Raw genomic sequence first — 22,780 nt, 5'->3', positions numbered from 1 at the left:
CGCCGAACGGACATCCATGTCCTGACGGCGCTCTCGCGGCATCCATGCCGCTCGGCCCACTGCGCGTCGTCTGCGTTCGGCCTGCACCCAAGTCGCGTTCTGCGGTGTCTGCGCTTTTTGCGTATGAAGATCAAAAGCAGATCAGAAGCAGATCAGAAGCAGATCAGAAGCAGATCAAAAGCGGATTGCGGTCTGAGGATACTGGGGACTTGTGGGAGCGAGCTTGCTCGCGAAGGCATTGGTACAGCCGTCAAATAATTGGTGTTTGAAATGCAGCATTCGCGAGCAAGCTCGCTCCACAGGATGGGGGTGCGGTCAGCAAAATTGCTGGCGCCTGGGCTGGCCTCTTCCCGGCTGAAGCCGGTCCTACTGACACCGCATTCATTCCCTCTGATGGTGCCCACGCTCTGCGTGGGTATGCATCTGAGGACGCTCCGCGTCCATTCCCGGCTAAAGCCGGTCCTACAAACACCGCGGTCATCGTAGGACCGGCTTTAGCCGGGAAGCCCTTGATCTGCTTTTGATCTTAATACGCAAAAGGCTCAAACACCGCCAATCGCGACTTGGGTGCAGGCTGAACGCAGGTCTTGCGGAGTGGGCCGAGCCGCATGGATGCGGCGAGAGCGCCGTCAGGGCATGGATGCCCGTTCGGCGCGGGCGCACGGAGCGAGGCCGGAGTGAAGGAACCCGACGAAGTCGGGCCCAACCGGGAGCAAAGCGTTTTTGGTTACTTTTGGGGCGCTTTTGCCAAAAGTGACCCGCCGTAAGGGCGGAACCATAACTTCAGCAAACACAAATAATGGATAGAGCTCCAATCCAACAAACGGCGCGCCCATAAAAAAGCCCGATTGCCAATCTCTCGGCAAACGGGCTTTTCAGCGCATCTAAATCAGTTCAAACCCAATTTTCCGCGCATCTGCGACAGATCTTCAGCCAGCGTATTGACCGGACCCGCCAGCGCCTTGCGGTCCTGCTCCTTCACCTTATCGTACGTCTCGTAGCCACCGTCCTTGGTCTTGTACTTCGCCAGAATCTTGTCCACCGTCGCAAAGTTCTTCTCGACCTTCGCCACGAACGACTTGTCCGACTGCTCCAGCTGCGGCTTGAACAGATCGACGATCTTCTTCGACCCGTCAACGTTGCCCTGGAAATCATACAGATCAGTGTGGCTGTAACGATCTTCCTCGCCCGACAGCTTCGTCGCCGCCACTTCTTCCATCAGCGCAGCCGCACCGCCTACCACCTTCTCCGGCGGGAACGTCATGTCCGCGATGCGCGACTGCAGCTCTTTCACGTCAGCCAGCAGCTTGTCCGCGAACACGCCCTGATCCTTGGTGGAATTCTGCGAGAACAACGCATATTCCAGACGGTGGAAACCGGTGAAATCGTCGGCCTTCACGCCGTTTTCGTGATCGTCCTCACGGGAGTCGATCGACGCGTCCAGGTCGCTGAACAGCTCGGCGATCGGCTCGATCGACTCGTACGACAGACGCGTGGTCGGGAACAGCTTCTTCGCCGTTGCCAGGTCGCCTTTCTTGATCGCGTCGGTGAACTTCTGGGTGTCGGCAGCCAGGGTGTCGACGTTTTCCGTCACGTAGATTTTGTAGTCCGAAACCGGCGTGACCAGGTCCAGCGGCGCGGTGGCAGCGAACGCGGACATCGATGTCTGCAATACGCCAAAGGTAAGCAACAACGCGAGAGGCGACTTTTTCATAGAGCTCTTCCTGTGAGGTAAAGGGTGTCAGGCAGTTTTTGTTGTCTGGGCAGAGGCGGCCAGCAGCGACCGGCCAATGAAATCGTTGTTGTCGACCACGCCCGGCAGGGTGAAGAAATAACCGCCGCCGATCGGCTTGAGGTACTCCTCCAGCGGCTCGCCGTTGAGGCGTGTCTGCACGGTAATAAAGCCTTTCTCCAGATCCGCCTGATAGCAGATGAACAGCAGGCCCATGTCGAGCTGACCGTTCTTGTTCACGCCGTTCGAGTAGTTGAACGGGCGACGCAGGATCAGATTGCGCTGGGTCTCCGCCGTGCGCGGGTTCGCCAGGCGGATGTGTGAATCCAGCTTGGTGATCTTGCCTGCCGGGTCATTGTGGTAATTCGGGACGTCGGCTTCGGTCTTGCCGTCCATTGGCGCGCCGGTGGTTTTGACCCGGCCGAAGATGGCTTCCTGTTCCTGCAGCGGGGTACGGTCCCAGCGCTCGACGAAGTTGCGGATGATGCGCACCGCCTGATAGCTGCCATTGGCGGCCCAGGCCGGTTCGTCGCTGCCCGGTTGCACCCAGACCAGTTCGTTCATGGTCTTCTGGTTGTTCGAATCCGGGTTGGCGGAGCCGTCGCGGAAACCCAGGAAGTTGCGCGCGCTTTCCGGGGCCTGGCCCGGTTTCAGCGGGGCCTGGGCGGGTACGGTGCCTTCCTGTTTCCAGCGCACCAGCAGCAGGTCCGGCAGGTTTTTCACGATGTCGCGCAGGGCGTGAATGTTGCTGTCCGGGGCGTTCGAGCAGAACTGAATGCTCAAGTCGCCGTGGCAGCACTCGGCTTCCAGCGCGTCGTTGGGGAAACCGACCATGCGCTGCAAACGCTTGGGCTTGACGGGTTCGAGACCAAAGCGGTCGTCGAACAGCGAGTCACCCACTGACACGGTGATGGTCAGGTTGTCAGGCGTGACCACCGGGCCGAGGATGCCGGAATCGAGCGGTGGCAGTTTCGGGTCGACCTGGGGCACGGCCCCGCCGGTCATGAGAAACGTGATCCGCTCATTCAAGGTGCGGAACATGCGCTCAAGGTCTTCGCGGTCCTGCGCTAGGACGTCGAAGGAAACCAACATCCCTGCCGCAGGGCGCGGGTTGACGATGCCGCTTTGATGCTGACCGTGGAACGCGTTGTGGTCCTGGGTCTTTTCGCTTTTCGGTGCTTCGGTGACCTGCGCCGGCGCGGTGGCGGCGAACGCGTTACCGGTCAGGCTGGCACCGGCCACCGCTGCGCCTGCAGCGCCAAGGCCCAGAAGGACGCGGCGACGGTCAGTAGAGATCGGCGCGTTTTTTGAATCGGAGTCTTTCATGTGAATGCTGTCTTCGCTCTGGTTTCAAGGCCAGGCGGGCGCGTGGGGCGCCCGCCCGGGCACGCTCACAGGCCTGAGAGGCCGAGGGCCGGATCGATTCCATCGAGTGCGTCGGCCAGTGCCTTGGCCTTGTCTGCTATTTGTTTTCGTTGTTCGGTGCTGACCTGGTCGTACGGTTTGAAGCCGTCGGCGGTCTTGAGCATCAGCAGCTGGTCATCCAGTGCGGTGCTCGCGGTGTCGATCTTTTTCAGCACGTCGCCGGACGTCTTGGTCAGCAGCGGACGCAGCAGGTCGATGACCTTGCGCGTGCCTTCCAGGTTGGCGGCAAAGCCGTTCACGTCGAGGTGGCTGTAGCGTTCTTCTTCGCCGTTGTTGCGGACCTCGGCGATGCTGCGCATGTTGCGCACGACCATGCTCGCCAGTTGCTCCGGGGCGATGCTCTGGGCCAACAGTTGCTGTTTCAGGCTGGCGATGTCGGCTTGCAGCTTCTGCACGACCGGCGTCAGGCCATCGACGGATTTCTGCGAGAACAGGCCGAATTCGAGGCGGTGGAAGCCGCCGAAGCCTGGATCCTGTTCGCGTTTCTCGTAGTAGTCGGCGCGCGCGTTGATCGCGTTGTCCAGCTCGGACAGGCGCTGGGCTGCAGGGGCGATGCGCTGATAGGCGGCACGGGCCGGCGCGTAGGCTTTCTGCGCCTGGGCCAGATCGCCGCTGTCGATGGCTTGCTGCAGATCGTTCGTTGCGCGGATCAGCGCGCTGCTCTGGGTGCTCAAGTAGACGCGGTATTCGGACAGCGGGCCGATGAAGGCGACCATCGACGGCCGCGCTTTGGCGGCGGCGTCCGACTCAGCGGTTGGCGTCACGTGCAGGGTGCCCCGCGGGTTGCTCAGCAGGCCGCAGGTAATCGCGTAGTCGCCTGGCTGCAGGTTGGCGTTGATGATCTGGCTCAGGCCCGGAACGATGTTTTCCCGCTCTTCCACCACGAACACGCCGTCGAGGATTTCCCACTCCACGGCGCGATCCGAGGCGTTGACGATGCGGAAGGCGTTCTTGCCGGCCGGCACGGTGATCGAGTTCGGCTCGCAGCTCTTCGCGTTGATGGTCACGACGGTTTCATTGCCGCTGTTGGCGATGCGCTTTTTCTGCGCGGCCTGGGAGGCGAAGTAGAACATGGCGCCGGCGGCGATCATCAGAATCACCGAGCCTGCAACGGCGAACTGCAGGGCGCGTGGGGGCTTGGCTTTCTTCGGAGGAAGGCCGTTGGCAGTGGAGTTCATGAGTGCCCTTATTTGTTCGTAACTGAATTCGTAACTGAAGAAGTGTGGCCGTGTTCATGGGCCGGGCGGGTAGGCAGACTCACCACCCGCGCCTGAGGCTTGAAGAACAGGAACAGCGCAAAGAACAGGTACGCCAGGTACGCCACCAGCACGCTGACGGTCGGCGCATCCTGATAACCGAACATGCCGGCCAGCACCGAACCGGTCGGGCCGTCCATCGGCAGGATCGCGCTGATGTCGAAGACCACGTCCTGGAAGTGGTTCCAGACACCGGCTTCGTGCAGCGAGCGCACGGAGTTGGCGAGAATGCCCGCCGCGACGACGAGGATGAACAGGCCGGTGTAGCGGAAGAACTTGCTCAGGTTCAGGCGCATGCTGCCTTTGTAGATGCCGACGCCGATGCACACCGCGATGATCAGGCCGAACAGCGCACCCAGCGGGCCGGACATGCCTTCGCTCTGCTGGAACACGGCGAGCAGGAAGAACACGGTTTCGAGGCTTTCGCGGGCGACGGCGAAGAACACCATGCCGATCAGCGCGTAGGTCTGGTTTCTCGACCCGGCCAACGCGGCGTCCAGGGACTGGTGCAGGTCATGTTTGACCGAGCGGGCGACTTTGCGCATCCACACGACCATCGAACTGAGTATCACCACGGCGACGAGGCCGACAATGCCTTCGAACAGTTCCTGCTGCTTTTGCGGGAATTCAGCACTGACCATTTCCAGGCCACCGCCGACGAACAGCGCCAGGGCGACGGCCAGAAACACGCCGATCCACACCGCGGGCATCCACTCGCCACGGCCGGTCTGTCTCAGGTAACTGGCAATGATGCCAACGATAAGCGCGGCTTCAATCCCTTCGCGCAGCATGATCAAAAAAGGAACGAGCATTTATCACCGGTGCAGATCTGATAGGGTGTGCGACGTGAATGCGTCATGTAGCCATTCGCATTCAGCCATTGTGTAACATAATGATACTCATTATTGAATGGGTGTACTGGTTTTTTTGCAAAACCCTGCTTGTTGTGCAGGTGTTCAGGTGGGGTTCAGGTGGTGGGCGAGCGGCAGGCTGCAAGAGGTGGTGGCGTTCACAGGGCGGCTTTCATTGTTTCGACGAATCGCTGCGCGGCGGGGCTCAGGCTCACGCCCGCTCGGGTAATCAGTCCTATCTCCCGACACACCCCAGGATGCTCAATGCGGACCTGCACCAAATCGCCGCGGCCTTCGTCGGCGGATTCCGGCAGCAGCGTCATCCCCAGGCCCTGCCGCACCAGCGCCATGACCGTCGACATGTAGTTCGCTTCCAGCCCAGGCGTCAGCACAAGCCCTTCTTCGGCAAATAACTGTTCCACCCGCTCGCGCACGCTGCTGTCGCGGCCGGTGAGGATGATCGGCTGCCCAGCAAGCGCCTGCAGGGTGACCGAGCGCTCCCGTGCCAGCGGATGATCTGCGGGCACGAACAGGCTCAGCCGGTCCACCATCACCACGTCGAACGCCAGGCCGTGACCCATGCGGGCCCGCACCCCCAGCCCGAAATCCACTTCGCCCTCGCGCACCAGCGCATCGATCCGTTGCGCCACCACGTCACGCAGGCGCACCTCGACACCGGGAAACTGCTCGCGGAAGGCCTTCAGCAGCGGCGGCAGCGTGCCGGAACACATCGAGGGCAGGGCAGCGATGGTCACCACGCCCCGGCGCAGTGCCGCCAGATCCCGCGAGCCACCGACGATGTTGTCCAGGTCCAGCAGCAGTTTCTCCATGGGCCCGCGATTGTTCTGGCCGGCAGCGGTCAGGCTGACCTGGCGCGGGCTGCGCTCCAGCAAGGCGACGCCGAGCCATTCTTCCAGCTGCTGGATCTGCACGGTCAGCGCGGACGGCGACAGGTTCAGCTCCAGCGCCGCTTTGGCAAAGCTGCCGGTGTGGGCGACCGTGAGAAAGGCGCGGATGTGCTGGATCGAGTTCTTCATGGCGTTGTTTTCCACGGTTTCGTCACGGCAGTTGATTCGGTTTTTCCGAACGCAGGGCGCCGAACATTTCAATTTACAAAGCTTACCCCCGTTTCGATACTCGATGAAAACAACAACAGCTCGTCCCGCCGCACGCCGGTCAGGGACGACGAAGGATCACACCATGCTCGCCACCCTCGGTGTCATTACCATCCTCTGCCTGCTCGCCGCCGTCATGAGCAAGCGCCTCTCGCCCTTGGTCGCCCTGATCGCCTTGCCCATCATCGCCGCGCTGATCGGCGGATTCGGTCTGCAAACCAGCGGCTTCATCATCACCGGCATCAAGAACGTCGCCCCGGTGGTGGGCATGTTCGTCTTCGCCATTCTGTTCTTCGGGGTGATGACCGACGCCGGCATGCTCGACCCGATCATCGACCGCATCCTGCGCACGGTGGGCACGCGTCCTACGCGGATTGTCGTTGGCACCGCACTGCTGGCGCTGCTGGTGCACCTCGACGGTTCCGGCGCGGTGACCTTCTTGGTGACGATCCCGGCGATGCTGCCGCTGTACACGCGGCTGGGCATCGACCGGCGGATTCTGGCCTGCGTCGCGGCGATGGCGGCGGGGGTGAATTTCCTGCCGTGGACCGGCCCAGTGCTGCGCTCGTCGGCGGCACTGCACGTGCCGGTGTCCGAGCTGTTCCAGCCGCTGATTCCGGTGCAGATCGTCGGCCTGGCGTTTGTCTTCTTCTGCGCCTGGATGCTCGGGCGTCGTGAGGAAAAGCGCCTGGGGCTGGGCCGTTTTCAAACCACCGCCGAGCACATCGATGTGGTGCCGCAGCGGGTGCTGACCGAGCAGGAAGCGGTGCTGCGCCGGCCGCGTCTGTTCTGGCTCAACCTGCTGCTGACCATCGTGGTGATGGCAGTGATGATTTCCGGCTGGGTCGATCCGGTGGTGATGTTCATGGTCGGCACGGTGCTGGCGCTGTGCATCAACTACCCCAACGTCGACGCCCAGCGCGCGCGCATCGATGCCCACGCAAAAACGGCCCTGACCATGGCCAGCATTCTTCTGGCGGCGGGTGTGTTCACCGGGATCATGCAGGGCACCGGCATGCTCAAGGCCATGGCCGAAGTGGCGGTGGCGCAGATTCCGGCCGGCCATGGCAAGTTGATTCCGATGGTGGTGGGCTTCCTGTCCATGCCGCTGAGCCTGCTGTTCGATCCCGATTCCTTCTATTTTGGCGTGATGCCGGTGATCGCCGAAGTCGGCCGCTCCCTCGGCGTCGATCCGCTGCAAGTGGCCCAGGCGTCGCTGCTGGGCGTGCACACCACCGGCTTCCCGGTCAGCCCGCTGACACCGGCGACCTTCCTGCTGGTCGGCCTGTGCAAGGTCGAGCTGGCTGACCACCAGCGCTTCACCATTCCGTTTCTGTTTGCCGCATCGGTGCTGATGACCCTGACCGCACTGCTGCTGGGAGTGTTTTAAATGAAGACATTACGTATCGGCTCCGGGGCCGGTTATTCCGGTGACCGTATCGAGCCTGCGGTCGAGCTGGCCGAGAAGGGCGAACTGGATTATCTGGTTTTCGAGTGCCTGGCCGAGCGCACCATTGCCCTGGCGCAACAGGCGCGGCTCAGCGATCCCGAGGCCGGTTTTGACCCGCTGCTGAGCGAGCGCATGCGCCGCGTGCTGCCGGTCGTGGGGCTTGGGCTGGGCTCGGCGCGAGAGGCGGGGCAGCGTCGACTGCGGCTGATCAGCAACATGGGCGCGGCCAATCCGCTGGCGGCCGCGCGGGAAGTGCGGCGCATCGCGGTCGAGTTGGGGCTGCACGGGCTGAAGGTCGCGGCGGTGACGGGGGATGACGTGCTCGCTGTGCTCAATGCGAGCCCTGAACAGGTACTGGATAACGGCGCGACGATTGCTTCATTGGGTGATCGGTTGATCTCGGCGAATGCGTACCTGGGCGCCGAGGGAATTGTCGAGGCGCTGAGGGCCGATGCCGATGTGGTGATTACGGGTCGTGTGGCGGACCCTTCATTGTTTCTCGCGCCGCAGCTCTTTGAGTTCGGCTGGGCAGCAGACGACTGGACGCGGCTGGGACGCGGCACCTTGATCGGCCATCTGCTGGAGTGCGCCGGGCAGATCACCGGCGGCTACTTCGCTGATCCAGGTGTGAAAGAGGTGCCGAATCTGGCGCGCCTCGGGTTTCCCCTGGCGGAAGTCGACGCCGAGGGCAGGGCGGTGATCAGCAAGGTCGCGGGCTCCGGCGGGCGCATCGACACCGCCACCTGCACCGAGCAGATGATGTATGAAGTCCACGACCCGGCGGCGTACCTGACCCCGGACGTGACGGCGGATTTTTCCGGTGTGTCGTTCCATCCAGTTGCCACCAACGAAGTGCGGGCTGAAGGCGCCGACGGCCGTGCGCGACCCGAGACGCTGAAGGTGTCGGTGGGCTATCTCGATGGCTGGATCGGCGAAGGGCAGATTTCCTACGGCGGCCCCGGCGCGCTGGCCCGTGCGCAACTGGGGCGGGACGTGGTGCTGGAGCGTTTGCAGCTGACCGGCGTGGTCTTTGAGGACGTGCGCGCCGAACTGATCGGCGTGGACGCGTTGCACGGTGCGGCGCTGGGTTCGCGGGCAGCGGCCGAGCCATGGGAAGTGCGCCTGCGGGTCGCCGCTCGCTGTGCAGACAAAGCCGAGGCCGTGCGCATCGGCAATGAAGTGGAAACCCTCTACACCAACGGGCCGTATGGCGGCGGCGGCGCGACCAAGGGCGTGCGGCAAGTAGTGGCAGTGGCGTCGCTGCTCTTGCCGCGGGATGCCGTCAAGGCGCAGGTTCATCTGGAGGACGCATCGTGAGTAGTGTGAAATTGCGCGAACTGGCCCATTCCCGGACCGGCGACAAGGGCGATACCTCGAATATTTCGGTCATCGCGTTCAACGCGGACGACTATCCGCGGTTGCTGCAGGCGCTGACGGTCGAGCGGGTGGCTGCGCATTTCGCCGAGCTGCTGGGGGACGATGCTTTGCGGGTGCGTCGGTATGAACTGCCGAAGGTGCATGCCCTGAACTTTGTGCTGCCGGGCATTTTGAAGGGCGGCGTCACACGATCCCTGGCCCTTGATGCCCACGGCAAGGCGCTGGGGGCGGCGCTGCTGGACATCGACGTGTGAGGCTGCGAGTTTTGCGGTGCAGCGGCCGACGCCTTCCCGGCTAAAGCCGGTCCTACGCGGGCGCGGTGTGCCAATGGTGCCGGCGCCAACCGCAATTTTTGTAGGACCGGCTTTAGCCGGGAACAGGTCATCGATCACGGCGCATTCGCCGGATGGACCCACAATCCGATCGTTCCCACGCTCCGCGTGGCAACGCCGCCCCGGGCGCTCTGCGTCCAATCCTGGCCGAAGCTGGTTGGGCTGACTGCACGCGGTGCTTGTTGTGGGACCGGCTTTAGCCGGGAAGAGGCCCTATTCAGACGCTGATATCCGATCGTTCCCACGCTCCGCGTGGTAACGCCGCCCCGGACGCTCTGCGTCCAATCCCGGTCGAAGCTGGTTGGGCTGACTGCACGCGGTGCTTTCAGTGGGACCGGCTTTAGCCGGGAATGCGCCGGGCGTCACACTGCAGAATGGTCAGCGCTCACACCAGCTTCTTCCCGGCTGAAGCCGGTCCCACCAGGGATGCTCATCGTCACCACCCTCTAAATATCCGTGATCTTCACCGCCCCCGTCGCTATCCGCGCGGGAAGTTTCAATTGCGCGCACAACCCACCCCCTTCGCGGTTGGTCAGGCTCAACGTGCCGCCTAACGCGATCGTCAATTGTTGCGCAATCGCCAGGCCCAGGCCGGTACCGCCGGTGTCGCGGTTGCGTGAGCTTTCCACGCGGTAAAACGGTTTCAGCACTTCCGATAATTCCCCTTCGGCGATGCCCGGCCCGCGGTCGAGCACGTGCAGCGACAGGCTCTGGTCGGCGTGGGCAATGACCTGAATCTCTGCCGCCCCACCGAACTTCAACGCGTTGTCAGTCAGGTTGACCAGCACCCGGCGCAGGGCGTGGGGGCGGGTGTCGATGACGGCGCCGGTTTTGGCACAAAACTCGAATCTCTCGAAAAGCTTGTTAAACTGCGGAGCATTATGCAGGGCTAGGATCTCTGCATGGAGCAATTGCCGCATGCACCCGGGGTGATGACTATGGTATCGGTGCGGCTTGAGGCATTCGACGTCTCCGGCTAAATGGTTTTCTAGTTTAGGCGTAGGCTTTCGGTAAATTCAAACCCGCATTGGAGGCAACTACCACTCTTTGCAAAGGACTGAGGTAATAAATGGATCTTCTAAAAAACGTTCCAAGTTGGGATGACGTGGAGCGAAACCTCGATCATAGATTCAACGAGATAAATCAGAGCATCGATCATGGTTTGCAAAGCGCAAACGATAGCTGGGACGGATTCACTCGTCGTATCGGCAGTGCCGCTACGACGGCTTACGGCTACGCGGGCGGCAGCCACATTGACTCTTTACGGCTCGCAGTGGCCATGTCCTACCCAATTGTTCATGCTGACCTGACGCGAAAGTGGGCATCGATCGAAATTGAAAAGATTCTTCCGGTCTTAATGCAGTTAATTCGAGAAGTCGTAATGATTGTGGGTGGGAGCGTCGCGGTCGGGACCCTTGCAGGCGGCATTGCAGGGTCTGTGGCGTTTGGTGCAGGTGCGGCGCCCGGAGCCATGATTGGTGGGAGCATTGGCTTGCAGGTGGGCAACCTAATCCTGATGGCTCTTGGCTTGGCAGCCATAAGTGAATACTTTTGCCGAGGACTCATGCCTTGCGTAATCGCCTTGTACGAAGGCGTAACTATGGCGTGGTGCGCCGAGGATGGTTTAACGCCAGCGGGGTTAGATCCTACAGGTGGTTCCGCAGCCATGATAGACGAACGCCTTGGTCGTGCAGCGCGGCAGCTCGCAAGTGGTCAGGAACAACTGGTGTTGCTTCTCTTCACGGCTATCGTCAGTTACCTCAATCGCGGGCGGATAGTGGGTGGTGTGCTCAACACCATGGAAACCGTCGCCACACGAAGTGCAAGCTTGCGGGCCGGAATGCCTAACAGAGAGCTGGCGGCTTGGCTTGAGCGAAATCAGCAAAAGATGCTTTCCAATCCCGAGTTGCGTGTCGATGAGACGAATCCTTCAGCGAAAGTGGCAGAGCCGGATATCGAGCCATCAAAGAACATTGCGCCTGGCAAGTATGCGAAAAGAACAGATATTGAGTTTCGCTCCGCAGCTGAAGTGAACTCGACGTATCCTGAAGGTTGGTCGCCACCTTATAGACCTGGCACCCGAGTGACAGAATTTACATCCACTGTTGATGACGTCTATGTAAGGGTACATGGAGAGACGAATATGGCGCGCTCGTGGATGATGAAATCAGAGGCCATAAAAGGGCTTACAGCAGCGGAAATAAAGTCTAAATTCGCGCTTCCTGAGCTCCCCACCTTCATGTCAGAAGTATCTGTTCCAGCCGGAACCCGGATCAGGACCGGAGTGGTGAATCCAGTTTTTGGTGGGATGGGTAACGCCACGCAGTACGAGCTGCTTCAACGACTGCCCACCTCCGCGTTTAAAAACACCATAAGGCTTGGCCAATGAATAACATTGCATTTGAGATAGTCCACGGAAAACTTACCATCGGCAACCGAACATTCAATCTTCCGCATCCCGTAGAAGAGGCACTTGCTTATCATGATCTAATCATCGTTCGCGTCGAACCTCCAGCCGGTGTCATTTTCAACAGAAATGTTTATGGGATTAGCCATGAGGGCGAAGTTCTCTGGCAGATAGAAGAAAGCCCCCATGGAACTCAAGAAGACAAGCCGTATGTGAATATCAACATAGGCCAGAACCACGATCTTATTGCGGGCAACTGGAATGGAGTGAGTTATTCCGTGAACCCTGAGAATGGAAAAATCACGGTTGTATCTTTCGACAAATAGTTAGTCGGGCATAATGCGCATCCTTGATTCCCGTAATTCCCATGCTCCGCGTGGCAACGCCGCCCCGGGCGCTCTGCGTCCAATCCTGGCCGAAGCTGGTTGGGCTGACTGCACGCGGTGCTTGTTGTGGGACCGGCTTTAGCCGGGAATGCGTCAGCCGTCACACTGCAGAATGTTCAGGGCCCACACCAGCTTCTTCCCGGCTGAAGCCGGTCCCACCAGGGATGGTCATCGTCACCACCCTCTAAATATCCGTGATCTTCACCGCCCCCGTCGCTATCCGCGCGGGCAGTTTCAATTGCGCGCACAACCCACCCCCTTCGCGGTTGGTCAGGCTCAACGTGCCGCCTAACGCGATCGTCAATTGCTGCGCAATCGCCAGGCCCAGGCCGGTACCGCCGGTGTCGCGGTTGCGTGAGCTTTCCACGCGGTAAAACGGTTTCAGCACTTCCGATAATTCCCCTTCGGCGATGCCCGGCCCGCGGTCGAGCACGTGCAGCGACAGGCTCTGGTCGGCGTGGGCAATGACCTGAATCTCCGCCGCCCCGCCAAACTTCAACGCGTTGTCAGTCAGGTTGACCAGCACCCGGCGCAGGGCGTGGGGGCGGGTGTCGATGACGGCGCCGGTTTTGCCGTGCAACTGCACGTCGCGGCCGACGTCCTGGTAGTCAAACACCAGGCTGTCGAGGAATGAATCCATGTCCACGCGCCGCGCCGTCTCGGTGGATGTGTCCATGCTGCGCGCATACGCCACGCCTTCCTGCACCAGGTGCTGCATCTCGCTCAGGTCGCTCCACAGCTTGTCCTTCTCGATGCCATCGTCCATGAACTCGGCGCGCAGCTTCATGCGGGTGATCGGCGTTTGCAGGTCGTGGGAGATTGCCGCCAGCAGTTGCATGCGCTCCTTCACGTAGGTCGAAATCCGTTGCTGCATGGTGTTGAACGCCACGGCGGCGAAGGCCACTTCGGTCGGGCCGGTTTCATCCAGGCGAATGCCTTCGCCGTTCGGGTCGAGGTTGTCGACGGCGTGGGACAGGCGCGTCAGCGGGCGAATGGCCGTGCGCACGGCCAGCCAGGTGCAGGCAAACAGCAGCACCAGTTGGCCGATCAACAGCAACGGCAGCCAGGGTGACAGCGGCGTGATGCGCGGGTGCATGTCAATTGTCAGCGGGCTGCCGTCTTTCAGCGTCAGGTGCGCTTGATAGTGCAGTCGGGTGTCGGGAATGTCCGTGAACGTCAGCGCGTAATCACGGCCGAGGCTGCGCTGAATGGAATGCACGGACATCGGCGCTGTGCTCATATTCATCGGCGCGCCGGTCTCTCCGGCACCCAGGATGTAGCGACAATTGGGGCTCTCGAACCGTGGCAACCAGGCCTGACGCTCGTCGGCTGGCAAGCGTTCCAGAACGGCCACGGCGGTGCTCAGGTCCCGCTCCAGATTGCCCAGCATCAGCGTCATTGCGCTTTGGTAGCGCTCATAGAATTGCAGGCCAAACGACAGCCCGTGGGCCAGCACCAGGCTGATCAGGAAAATCAGCGAAAGCCGTGACGCCAGGGTGCGCGGCCATCCAAAGCTCAGCTTCATGGGCTATCCCCGAGAATTTCCACGGCGTAGGTAAAGACGTAACCCTCGTTGCGCACGGTCTTGATGTAGGCCGGGTCGCGGGCGTCGTCGGCCAGGCGCTGACGCAAACGGCTGACCAGCAAGTCGATGGAGCGGTCGAACAGATCGGCGTCGCGGCCCTGGGTCAGGTTCAGCAGTTGATCGCGACTCAACACACGCTGAGGGTGATCGAGGAAGGTGCGCAGCAGGCGGTATTCCGCGCCGCTGAGGGTGACCACTGTGCCCTGGGCGTCGAGCAAGTGGCGGGCGGTGGTGTCCAGCTGCCATTTGCCGAAGGCCAGCAAACGACCGGCTTCGGTGACGATCAGGTTCGGCGGCAGCATGCGGGTGCGGCGCAGCACGGCGTTGATCCGCGCCAGCAGTTCCCGGGCGGCGAAGGGTTTCACCAGGTAGTCGTCGGCGCCCATTTCCAGGCCGATGATGCGGTCGGTTTCGTCGCTGCGGGCGGTGAGCATCAGCACGGGTGTGGTTTTGTGCTTGCCGGTGCGCAGCTCGCGGCACAGCTGCAGACCGTCGTCACCGGGCATCATGATGTCGAGCACGATCAGGTCGACGGGCGTCGACTCCAGAAACGCGCGCATCTGCCTGCCGTCCGCCACCACCGTGGTGCGCAGGCCGTTCTTCTTCAGGTAGTTGCCGACCAGCTCCCGAATCTCGCGATCGTCATCGACAATCAGAATGTGATCGACGTGCTCCATTGCCGCTGCTCCCGCGTTCATTGATGTGTGGCGCATCTTAACCAGTCGCGCGTGACTTGCCTGCGGGCGTTTGTATTCCACTGTATCTGGCGCTGCCGGGCATACATGCGCATGCAAAAGGCGGGTTTTCGGCGCGAATGTATCGCTGTGTATCTGCAGCGGGCTCTGACACGTGAGGATGATTTTCCAGCCGTTCGCGACACAAGCGGGATACCTGCGGGGCGTTCAATGGGACCCATCGAGACGACAGACGCACACCGCCTCGAACCCCTAACCGAATGACCCCATTGCATACCGGAGCACATCATGAATTGGAAGAACCTCAGCATCGCCACCCTGTTTGCCGCCCTGAGCCTCAGCGCTCTCACCGCACAAGCCCAACCCGTTGCTCAAGCGCACACTTATATGTACGGCGATCACCTGGACATCGCCAAGGCCCTGTCCACCGAAGTCGATTCGACGCCGGTGTGCGGCGTGGTCAATGCCCGCCTGCGCTACCTCGATTCCCAAGGTCAGCAGCAGACCCTGAACTACGAAACCGTTGCCCAGAACTGCCCGCAGGACAACTGAGGCTGGCCGGTAGCGGCAACACGCAAGTGGGCGGTGATCGGGCGGCAGGAGTAAGCTGTGCTCCTTTTTGACTGCCCGCGCCCACGCGCCGCCCAGGACCTGACGCCCGCAATGAGATCACCCGCTGCCTTCGCGCCCCCGCCGTCGTTGTTTTTGCCCCTGACCGAAGAGGTGTGCAAGGGCCTGGCCGCTGGCGAATCGCTGGACGATTTCCTGAGTCAGGCGGGCCGGCCGCAACTCGCCGCGCTGATGCTGCTGCTCAATCTGAAGGCCCTGGTCGCGCAAAACACCGCCGTCGAACAGCTCGAACGCATGCTCGATGATGTCCTGCGCGCGGCCGCTTCCGTTGAAGAAGCGGGCGGTCGTTTTGCCGATCTGGTGCGCGGCAGGTTCACCGCCGACCATCTGGCCGCAGGGCTCTCGGTGCTTGAAGTCGCCGGCGTCAGTCTGCTCGAAGACGCGGACATTGAGCAGCAGGATTACCTCGACGGGGAAGGGCAGTGGGACTTCGGCTTTGGCCTGCGCCATCGCGCCAAACTCGAACCCCTGACCCGCGAGGTCGTGATGCCGTCCGGCGATGTCCTGCGCCTGAGCGATCAGCAGAGCCGGATCTTCGACGAGTTCAAGGTCTGCAACGAAGAGTCGTTCCATCTGCAGGCCTACGCCGGGGTGGGCAAGACGTATCTGCTGGCGAAGTTCTTCGAGGTCCTGGTCCCGGAAAAGACCCTGCTCATGGCGACCTTTCCGGGCCAGGTGAGCGCGCTTCAGGCGCGGGTGCGTCAGGCCAATCCCGACGCGCGGATCAACGCGTGCACGTTTGGCCACATGGCCAACCTGCTGCTCAACCGCGACTTGACCGCGCGCGGCTGGCGCAACACCGACATTCAGCGGACCGGCGCCAGTTCACTGGTCGATGACCGGCAAGTGGCGCAGTGGCTGAACCTGCAAGCCGTGGGCAAGCTGCAGCCCCGTGACGTGGCCCGGGTCTGTCGCGCCACCGTGCACAGTTTCAGCCTCTCGCCGCTGGCGAATATCGAAGCGCGGCACTTGCCGTCGCTGGGGCACGCAGCGAGTCAGGCGGACATCGCCCTGCTGCTGGAATACAGCCGCCTGCTCTGGCGCGAAACGGTCAGGCCGTCGGCGCCGCACATTCGTCTGCCAATCCGCAACAGCCACCGGATCAAGTTCCTGGCGCTGACCAGTGAAGTGATCCCTGAGAACTACAGCCACATCATCATCGACGAAAGCCACGAACTGACGGCGCCGATGGTGCAGATCCTTGATCGCAGTCCCCAGGCGGTCATTACGTTGGGCGACGAATTCCAGCAGCTCAGCGGCAAGACCCCGCGCCACGGCGGCTTCATTCGCCAGCGTTTCATGACCCAGTCGATCCGCGCTGGCAAGCAAATGGCCGACGTGCTCAACCCGATGATTCAGTTGCACCCCAGCGACATCAAGGAAGGCTTCGTGGGCCGCGCACCGCACCCGACGCGAGTCATTGGCCACGGCGTCATGCCGATTCCGGAAAAACCCACGACGATTCTGGTCGCCAACGAATGGGGCTTGTTTGCCTGGTTCAAGCGCCTGACCGAAGCCGGCGCGCGCTTTCAAATGCCGCCGCGCACCCTTGAAAATCTGACGCTGTTCGTCAAAGGCCTGGACCTGCTCTACCGAGAAGACCTGCGCCCGCAACACCGGCTGATCTTCCGCTTCGCCTACTGGGACCCGCTGGCCTCGGCCATGGGCGGCAGCCATGAATTCAAGGCGATGCACGAGTGGCTCGGCCAGGGCAACCGGCTGCAGGACTTCATCGACACCACCCAAAGGTTCTGCAACGACCCGGCCGCCATTCTCAAACTGGCGAAAGTCGAAGACGTGAAGAATCAGGAATTCGACTCTGTGTTGCTCTCCCGCGACCTCATGCGCCCACCGCGTGAAGGCTCGACGCATTCACTGGCCAGCGTGTGTTCACTGCTCTACACCGCCAGCTCCCGCGCCCGGCACGAACTCCTGCTGCCGGGGAACATGAATGACTGGTTGCAGGATTTGGGGCGTAAGTAGAGCGCGCTTCTGATCCAGACGCCGCGCTGCCCGCTGGAACTGATTTACCTGTGGGAGCCGAGCTTGCTCGCGAAGGCTTCCTGTCAGTCACCAGAGAAAGTGGCTGAATGTTTGGGCCCTTTCATGAGCAAGGTGGAGCGCCACCCCGGTCACTCCCACATGACCGGTGCTGTCTGGAAAAACAAGGAAAGCTGGCCGTCGGCGTTTCAAACCCGGCAATCACCCCCCCGCCACTGCTTCGGACTCACCCCAAACCATCGTTTGAACGCCCGAGAGAACGCGCTGGTTTCCGAGTAGCCGAGCAGCGAGGCGAGTTGGGTGATGCTGAGGTTCTGCTGTTTCAGGTGGTTCAGTGCCAGCTCCTGACGGATCTGGTCGACCAGTTGCGTGAAGCTGATGCCGTGTTCGCGCAGTTTGCGCTGCAGGGTCCATTCGGACAGGCCGAGGGTGAGGGCGATCTCGTCCAGCGCCGGCTCGCCCAAGTGCAGGGTGGCTAGGAGGGTCTGGCGGGCGCGGTCGAGGAGCGTGGCCTCGTGGCCGTTGCTTGTGCCACTGCCGGTATCGCCCAGTTGACGGATCGCGTCCTTGATCAGCATCAGCAAGACCGGGTCGCTGCCGGGCATGGCCTTGCCCACGACATCGCCCTTGGGAATCAGCAGTGAATTGCAGCTCTGCCCGAAACACACGTCCGCGCGGAAGACGTCGCGGTGTTCGTGCCAGCCTTGGGGTTTGGCGTGTTCGAAGGCGACCTGCCGAGGTGCCCAGTCCGGGCCGAGCACGTGGCGCACCAGGTTCAGCGCCATGCCCATGGTCAGTTCGGCGTCCTGGCGGCGTTCGGCGATCGCGCCATGGCGCACCTGATAGTCGAAACGGTAGCACTCGCCTTGATCGACCAGTTCGATCAGGGTGCTGTGTTGATGGAAGGGGAAGGCGGCGGAAAAGTTGATCAGCGCGTCTTCCAGCGTCGCCGAGCACAGGCCGATGTAGCCCAGCAGACCCAGCGCCTGTGGACGGAATTGCTGGCCGTAACGCAGGCCGAAATTGTCGCAGCCGGTCTGGTTGGCGGCTTCTTCCAGCACTTTGCAGTAGTTGGTCAGTGGCAGGCTCAGGGTCGGGTGCAGCAGTTGCTCGGGGTCGATGCCGGAGCGGCCGAACACCCGGTCCAGATCACCGCCGTGCTGCACGATAAAACCATCGAGCCCGTTGGCAGCAGCGGACAGCACGCCGCGATTGCTGGCGGCGGGCGTGTTCGATGCGGCGGCGGGGACGAGGGTCTGGAGCATGGGGGTGAAGGCTCTGACGGTGTGTAGGCAAAGTGTGCAAGCAAATGTCATACCTTCATGGCTTCAGCACGCCTTCCGACACCCACGCGCCGGCCTGCCATTCAGCTGTGGAGGCTTGATCGCATCTCGGCTGGGCGGACGGCTTCGCGAGCAAGCGCGCTCCCACAAGAGGCGCGGTGCTACCCGGCGACTCATCCGGCAACCAGGGTTTTGGGAAGTACGGTGCCACGCCGACCCGGAAATGCAGCCTTACACTGACCTGCAATCGTGACCCCCAATAAAGCACCGGGCCATTTTCGCGCGCCAGCGTGGCGCACCCCCGGCAGATACCCCCAAAACTTGACCGCAGACGACAAACCGCGCGCCGTACGGTCAAGCCTTCGCCCGTCAGCTGTGACTATGCTCGACGTCAGACAAATACCGTCGCCTGGCTACCGGGGTACACGCTCATGACTGCTTCACAACTCAAACCCACCTTGGGAACCCTGCATTTGTGGGGGCTGGCCGTTGGCCTGGTGATTTCCGGCGAATACTTCGGCTGGAGCTACGGCTGGGGCACTGCCGGGACGCTGGGCTTTCTGGTGACCACGCTGATGGTCGCGGTGATGTACACCTGTTTCATCTTCAGTTTCACCGAGCTGACCACTGCGATTCCCAACGCGGGCGGCCCGTTTGCCTACAGCCTGCGTGCCTTCGGCGTCACCGGCGGGATGATCGCGGGCATGGCGACGCTGATCGAATTCGTCTTCGCCCCGCCGGCCATCGCCATGGCCATTGGCGCCTACCTCAACGTGCAGTACCCGTCCCTTGACCCAAGGGTGGCGGCCATCGGCGCGTACTTCGTATTCATGACCCTGAACATCCTGGGCGTGAGCATCGCCGCGACCTTCGAACTGGTGGTCACCATTCTGGCGGTGGCCGAACTGCTGGTGTTCATGGGCGTTGTCGCGCCGGGCTTCAGCTTCAGCAATTTTGTCCTGGGCGGCTGGGCCGGCTCCGACACCTTCAGCCTGCCGGCCATCAGCGGCATGTTCGCGGCGATCCCGTTTGCCATCTGGTTCTTCCTCGCCATCGAAGGCGCGGCCATGGCGGCCGAAGAAGCCAAAGACCCCAAACGCACCATCCCGCGTGCCTACGTGGCGGGTATTCTGACCCTGGTGGTGCTGGCGATCGGCGTGATGATCTTCGCCGGCGGCGTCGGCGACTGGCGTACGCTGGCCAACATCAATGACCCGCTGCCACAGGCGATGAAAGCGGTAGTCGGCGGTAACTCCAACTGGATGCACATGCTGGTGTGGATCGGCCTGTTCGGTCTGGTGGCGAGTTTCCACGGCATCATCCTCGGTTACTCGCGGCAGTTCTTCGCCCTGGCACGGGCGGGCTTTTTGCCGCCGAGCCTGGCAAAACTGTCGCGCTTCCAGACCCCACACCGCGCCATCCTCGCGGGCGGCGTGATCGGCATCATCGCAATCCTCAGTGACGGTGTGATCAACCTGCAGGGCATGACACTGACCGCGGCGATGATCACCATGTCGGTGTTTGGCGCTATCGTGATGTACATCATCAGCATGCTCAGCCTGTTCAAGCTGCGCCGCAGCGAACCGAACCTCGAGCGCAGCTTCCGCGCGCCGGGCTATCCGATCGTGCCGGGCATCGCGCTGGTACTGGCGGTGGTGTGCCTCGTCGCCATGGTCTGGTTCAACCTGCTGATCTGCGCCATATTCATCTGCCTGATGGCCGTGGGCGCGCTGTTCTGCAAAATGGTCCGCGGGCGCAGTGCGTCGGTCGCGGTCACTGGTTAATCACGCGGTTCGAATGAAGAGGTGTGCATGAGCTTTTCCCACAGCATCGGTGGCATGGTCTGGCGCTTCGACAGCCTGCGGGAACTCATGGCCAAGGCCAGCCCGGCGCGCTCCGGCGACTTCCTGGCCGAAGTGGCCGCCAGCAGTGATGCCGAACGCGCGGCGGCGCAAATGGCCCTGGCCGACGTGCCGCTCAAGCGGTTCCTCACCGAAGCGCTGATTCCCTACGAAGAGGATGAAGTCACCCGCTTGATCGTCGACAGCCATGACCGCGCGGCTTTCGCCCCGGTCAGCCACCTCACGGTCGGCGGCTTTCGCGACTGGCTGCTGGGGGACGACGCCACCGAAGCCAGCCTCAAGGCCCTGGCGCCGGGGTTGACCCCGGAGATGGCAGCAGCGGTGTCGAAGATCATGCGCGTGCAGGATCTGGTGCTGGTGTCACAGAAGATTCGTGTCGTCACCCGCTTTCGCAACACCGTCGGCCTGCGCGGGCGTATGTCCACCCGGCTGCAACCCAATCACCCCACCGATGACCCGGCCGGCATCGCCGCCAGCGTGCTCGACGGTCTGCTGTACGGCAACGGCGATGCCATGATCGGCATCAACCCAGCCACCGACAGCGTCAGCGCCATCAGCGAACTGCTGAAAATGCTCGACGGCGTCATTCGTCATTACGAGATTCCCACCCAGTCCTGCGTGCTGACCCACGTCACGTCCTCGGTCGCCGCTATCGAAAAAGGTGTGCCGCTGGACCTGGTGTTTCAGTCCATCGCCGGCACCGAAGCGGCCAACAGCGGTTTCGGCATCAGCCTGGAAATCCTTCGCGAGGGCTACGAAGCTGGGCTGAGCCTGAAGCGCGGGCCTCTGGGCGACAACCTGATGTACTTCGAAACCGGGCAGGGCAGCGCCTTGTCGGCCAACGCTCACCACGGCGTCGATCAACAAACCTGCGAGGCCCGGGCCTACGCGGTTGCGCGGCATTTCAACCCGTTTCTGGTCAACACCGTGGTCGGCTTCATCGGCCCGGAATACCTCTACAACGGCAAGCAGATCATTCGCGCGGGGCTGGAAGACCACTTTTGCGGCAAGCTGCTCGGCGTGCCCATGGGCTGCGACATCTGCTACACCAACCATGCCGAAGCCGATCAGGACGACATGGACGTGCTGCTGACCTTGCTCGGCGTCGCGGGGATCAACTTCATCATGGGCATTCCGGGGTCCGACGACGTGATGCTCAATTACCAGACCACCTCGTTTCACGACGCCTTGTATGCACGCAAGACCCTCGGTCTGCGCCCGGCGCCGGAGTTCGAAGAATGGCTGACGCGCATGGACATTCTGCGCCAGGATGACGGCGGCGTGCGGCTGGGGCAGGGCGTACCGCCGCTGTTCCGCAAGGCGCTGGCGCAATTGAATTAGTCGCTTGATCAGCAGTGGAGATAAGGGCCTGAGCCATGAGCGATGACAAGAAATCACCCGCACACGCCGATGCCTGGCAGCAGTTGCGCTCGCTGACCTCGGCGCGGATTGCCCTCGGGCATGCCGGTACCAGCCTGCCCACAGCGGCGCAGCTGGATTTCCAGTTCGCCCACGCCCAGGCCCGCGATGCCGTGCATCTGGCGTTCGATCACGGCGCGCTGGCTGAGCAATTGGCGGGTCGGTCCCGGGAAACGCTGACCGTGCAAAGCTCGGCCACCGACCGCCATATGTATCTGCAACGGCCTGATCTGGGGCGGCGCTTGTCCGAGGCGTCGGCTGCGCAACTGAAGGATTACGCGGCTGCGCATCCTGAAGGATTTGATTTGGCGCTGGTGGTCGCAGACGGCTTGTCTGCGCTGGCGGTGCAGCGTCACAGCCCGGCGATGCTGGAGCGCGTCGATGAAATGGCGGCAGCTGAAGGCTGGAGCCTGGCGCCGGTGGTGCTGGTGGAACAGGGCCGGGTCGCCGTTGCCGATGAGATCGGCGCACTGCTCAAGGCGCGCATGGTGGTGATCCTGATCGGCGAACGGCCAGGCCTCAGCTCACCGGACAGCCTCGGTCTGTACTTCACCTACGCACCGCGCGTGGGTCTGAACGACGCTGCGCGCAACTGCATTTCCAATGTGCGCCTTGAAGGGATGAGTTACGCGATGGCGGCGCACAAGTTGCTGTACCTGATGCGCGAAGCCTGGCGCCGGCAATTGTCCGGCGTGAGCCTGAAGGACGACGCGCAAGTGCCGGTTTTGGAAGCGGGCGAGGGCAGCCGGCCGGGGAATTTTTTGTTGGGTGGGTGAATGTCTCAGGCACTGCGGGGTCTTGTGGGACCGGCTTCAGCCGGGAAGAGGCCAGTGCATCCGCTGAATCTGCACCGGCAGAGACACCGCTTTCCCGGCTAAAGCCGGTCCTATGTATGGACTCGCCCCCACATTCAACCTGCTTTTCGAACACTGCTACCCGGTTGCATCTATGTATAAGGCCTGTTCGAGGAAGCA

18 protein-coding genes and 1 pseudogene are annotated in these 22,780 nt (G+C 62.1%); 10 read left to right on the top strand and 9 right to left on the bottom strand.

All coding sequences use genetic code 11. From position 1 onward, the window contains the following. Nucleotides 1-889 precede the first annotated feature (889 nt). The 5 genes from efeO (SLW74_RS27410) to SLW74_RS27390 form a co-directional block, all read right to left on the bottom strand. A complete protein-coding gene (gene efeO / locus SLW74_RS27410) occupies nt 890-1,714 on the bottom strand; it encodes an iron uptake system protein EfeO (protein WP_410930719.1) in 825 nt (274 codons plus the stop codon). Between the two features lie 27 nt (nt 1,715-1,741). Further along, nucleotides 1,742-3,058: an iron uptake transporter deferrochelatase/peroxidase subunit gene (gene efeB, locus SLW74_RS27405; protein WP_410930718.1), complete on the bottom strand. Its 1,317-nt coding sequence runs from the start codon at nt 3,056-3,058 to the stop codon at nt 1,742-1,744. A 65-nt stretch (nt 3,059-3,123) separates the two neighbouring features. After that, the gene (gene efeO, locus SLW74_RS27400) at nt 3,124-4,335 is read right to left on the bottom strand and encodes an iron uptake system protein EfeO (protein ID WP_410930717.1); all 1,212 of its coding nucleotides are present in this window, start codon (nt 4,333-4,335) and stop codon (nt 3,124-3,126) included. 8 nt (nt 4,336-4,343) lie between these two features. Continuing rightward, a complete protein-coding gene (efeU, locus tag SLW74_RS27395) occupies nt 4,344-5,225 on the bottom strand; it encodes an iron uptake transporter permease EfeU (RefSeq protein WP_192130109.1) in 882 nt (293 codons plus the stop codon). 197 nt (nt 5,226-5,422) lie between these two features. Further along, entirely contained in the window at nt 5,423-6,301 is an 879-nt protein-coding gene (locus SLW74_RS27390) for a LysR family transcriptional regulator (protein WP_192130110.1), read from the bottom strand. On the opposite strand from SLW74_RS27390, the gene SLW74_RS27385 reads away from it, so the two are divergent. Genes SLW74_RS27385 through SLW74_RS27375 form a run of 3 tightly spaced genes read left to right on the top strand, consistent with a single transcriptional unit; the run spans nt 6,279 to nt 9,460 of the window. Next, nucleotides 6,279-7,769 (top strand): CitMHS family transporter, encoded by a 1,491-nt coding sequence (locus SLW74_RS27385; protein ID WP_410930716.1) that lies wholly within the window; start codon nt 6,279-6,281, stop codon nt 7,767-7,769. The genes SLW74_RS27390 and SLW74_RS27385 overlap by 23 nt on opposite strands. Then, nucleotides 7,770-9,146: an acyclic terpene utilization AtuA family protein gene (locus tag SLW74_RS27380; RefSeq protein WP_410930715.1), complete on the top strand. Its 1,377-nt coding sequence runs from the start codon at nt 7,770-7,772 to the stop codon at nt 9,144-9,146. After that, nucleotides 9,143-9,460, top strand: coding sequence for a hypothetical protein (locus SLW74_RS27375; protein WP_410930714.1), 318 nt, complete (start codon nt 9,143-9,145; stop codon nt 9,458-9,460). Before SLW74_RS27380 ends, SLW74_RS27375 begins: the two co-directional genes overlap by 4 nt. Before the next feature lie 524 nt (nt 9,461-9,984). On the opposite strand, the pseudogene SLW74_RS27370 reads toward SLW74_RS27375, so the two are convergent. Continuing rightward, a pseudogene (locus tag SLW74_RS27370) lies at nt 9,985-10,383 on the bottom strand (ATP-binding protein); the annotation flags it as partial. Nucleotides 10,384-10,607: 224 nt separating this feature from the next. Between SLW74_RS27370 and SLW74_RS27365 the strand changes: the two are divergent. Together SLW74_RS27365 and SLW74_RS27360 are read left to right on the top strand one after the other, a co-directional pair. Next, nucleotides 10,608-11,927, top strand: coding sequence for a DUF6861 domain-containing protein (locus SLW74_RS27365; protein WP_192130115.1), 1,320 nt, complete (start codon nt 10,608-10,610; stop codon nt 11,925-11,927). Next, nucleotides 11,924-12,271, top strand: a complete 348-nt coding sequence (locus tag SLW74_RS27360; RefSeq protein ID WP_410930713.1) for a hypothetical protein — start codon at nt 11,924-11,926, stop codon at nt 12,269-12,271. The genes SLW74_RS27365 and SLW74_RS27360 overlap by 4 nt, the downstream gene beginning before the upstream one ends. Before the next feature lie 244 nt (nt 12,272-12,515). Here the strand turns inward: SLW74_RS27360 and SLW74_RS27355 are convergent, their stop codons facing one another. Both SLW74_RS27355 and SLW74_RS27350 read right to left on the bottom strand, forming a co-directional pair. Beyond that, a complete protein-coding gene (locus SLW74_RS27355) occupies nt 12,516-13,856 on the bottom strand; it encodes an ATP-binding protein (RefSeq protein ID WP_410930712.1) in 1,341 nt (446 codons plus the stop codon). After that, complete coding sequence (locus tag SLW74_RS27350; RefSeq protein ID WP_065988653.1) at nt 13,853-14,593, bottom strand: response regulator; 741 nt, start codon at nt 14,591-14,593, stop codon at nt 13,853-13,855. The genes SLW74_RS27355 and SLW74_RS27350 overlap by 4 nt, the downstream gene beginning before the upstream one ends. A gap of 306 nt (nt 14,594-14,899) precedes the next feature. Between SLW74_RS27350 and SLW74_RS27345 the strand changes: the two genes are divergently transcribed. Both SLW74_RS27345 and SLW74_RS27340 read left to right on the top strand, forming a co-directional pair. Then, a complete protein-coding gene (locus tag SLW74_RS27345; protein ID WP_192130117.1) occupies nt 14,900-15,163 on the top strand; it encodes a DUF2790 domain-containing protein in 264 nt (87 codons plus the stop codon). Nucleotides 15,164-15,274: 111 nt separating this feature from the next. Continuing rightward, nucleotides 15,275-17,224: a hypothetical protein gene (locus SLW74_RS27340; RefSeq protein ID WP_410930711.1), complete on the top strand. Its 1,950-nt coding sequence runs from the start codon at nt 15,275-15,277 to the stop codon at nt 17,222-17,224. A 206-nt stretch (nt 17,225-17,430) separates the two neighbouring features. On the opposite strand, the gene SLW74_RS27335 is transcribed toward SLW74_RS27340, so the two are convergent. After that, a complete protein-coding gene (locus tag SLW74_RS27335; RefSeq protein ID WP_410930710.1) occupies nt 17,431-18,507 on the bottom strand; it encodes an AraC family transcriptional regulator in 1,077 nt (358 codons plus the stop codon). 449 nt (nt 18,508-18,956) lie between these two features. Here SLW74_RS27335 and eat point away from each other — a divergent pair, with 449 nt between their 5' ends. Genes eat through eutC form a run of 3 tightly spaced genes read left to right on the top strand, consistent with a single transcriptional unit; the run spans nt 18,957 to nt 22,582 of the window. Beyond that, on the top strand, nt 18,957-20,309 hold the full coding sequence (gene eat, locus SLW74_RS27330; RefSeq protein ID WP_410930709.1) for an ethanolamine permease: 1,353 nt from the start codon (nt 18,957-18,959) through the stop codon (nt 20,307-20,309). A gap of 27 nt (nt 20,310-20,336) precedes the next feature. Next, complete coding sequence (locus SLW74_RS27325) at nt 20,337-21,728, top strand: ethanolamine ammonia-lyase subunit EutB (protein ID WP_108119602.1); 1,392 nt, start codon at nt 20,337-20,339, stop codon at nt 21,726-21,728. Between the two features lie 35 nt (nt 21,729-21,763). After that, nucleotides 21,764-22,582, top strand: coding sequence for an ethanolamine ammonia-lyase subunit EutC (gene eutC, locus SLW74_RS27320; RefSeq protein ID WP_410930708.1), 819 nt, complete (start codon nt 21,764-21,766; stop codon nt 22,580-22,582). The last annotated feature ends 198 nt before the right edge of the window (nt 22,583-22,780 follow it).

This window comes from Pseudomonas sp. W5-36, assembly GCF_046540455.1.
GTDB classification, from domain to species: Bacteria; Pseudomonadota; Gammaproteobacteria; order Pseudomonadales; family Pseudomonadaceae; genus Aquipseudomonas; species Aquipseudomonas graminis_B.
This window is presented reverse-complemented; position numbering and strand designations above follow the sequence as displayed.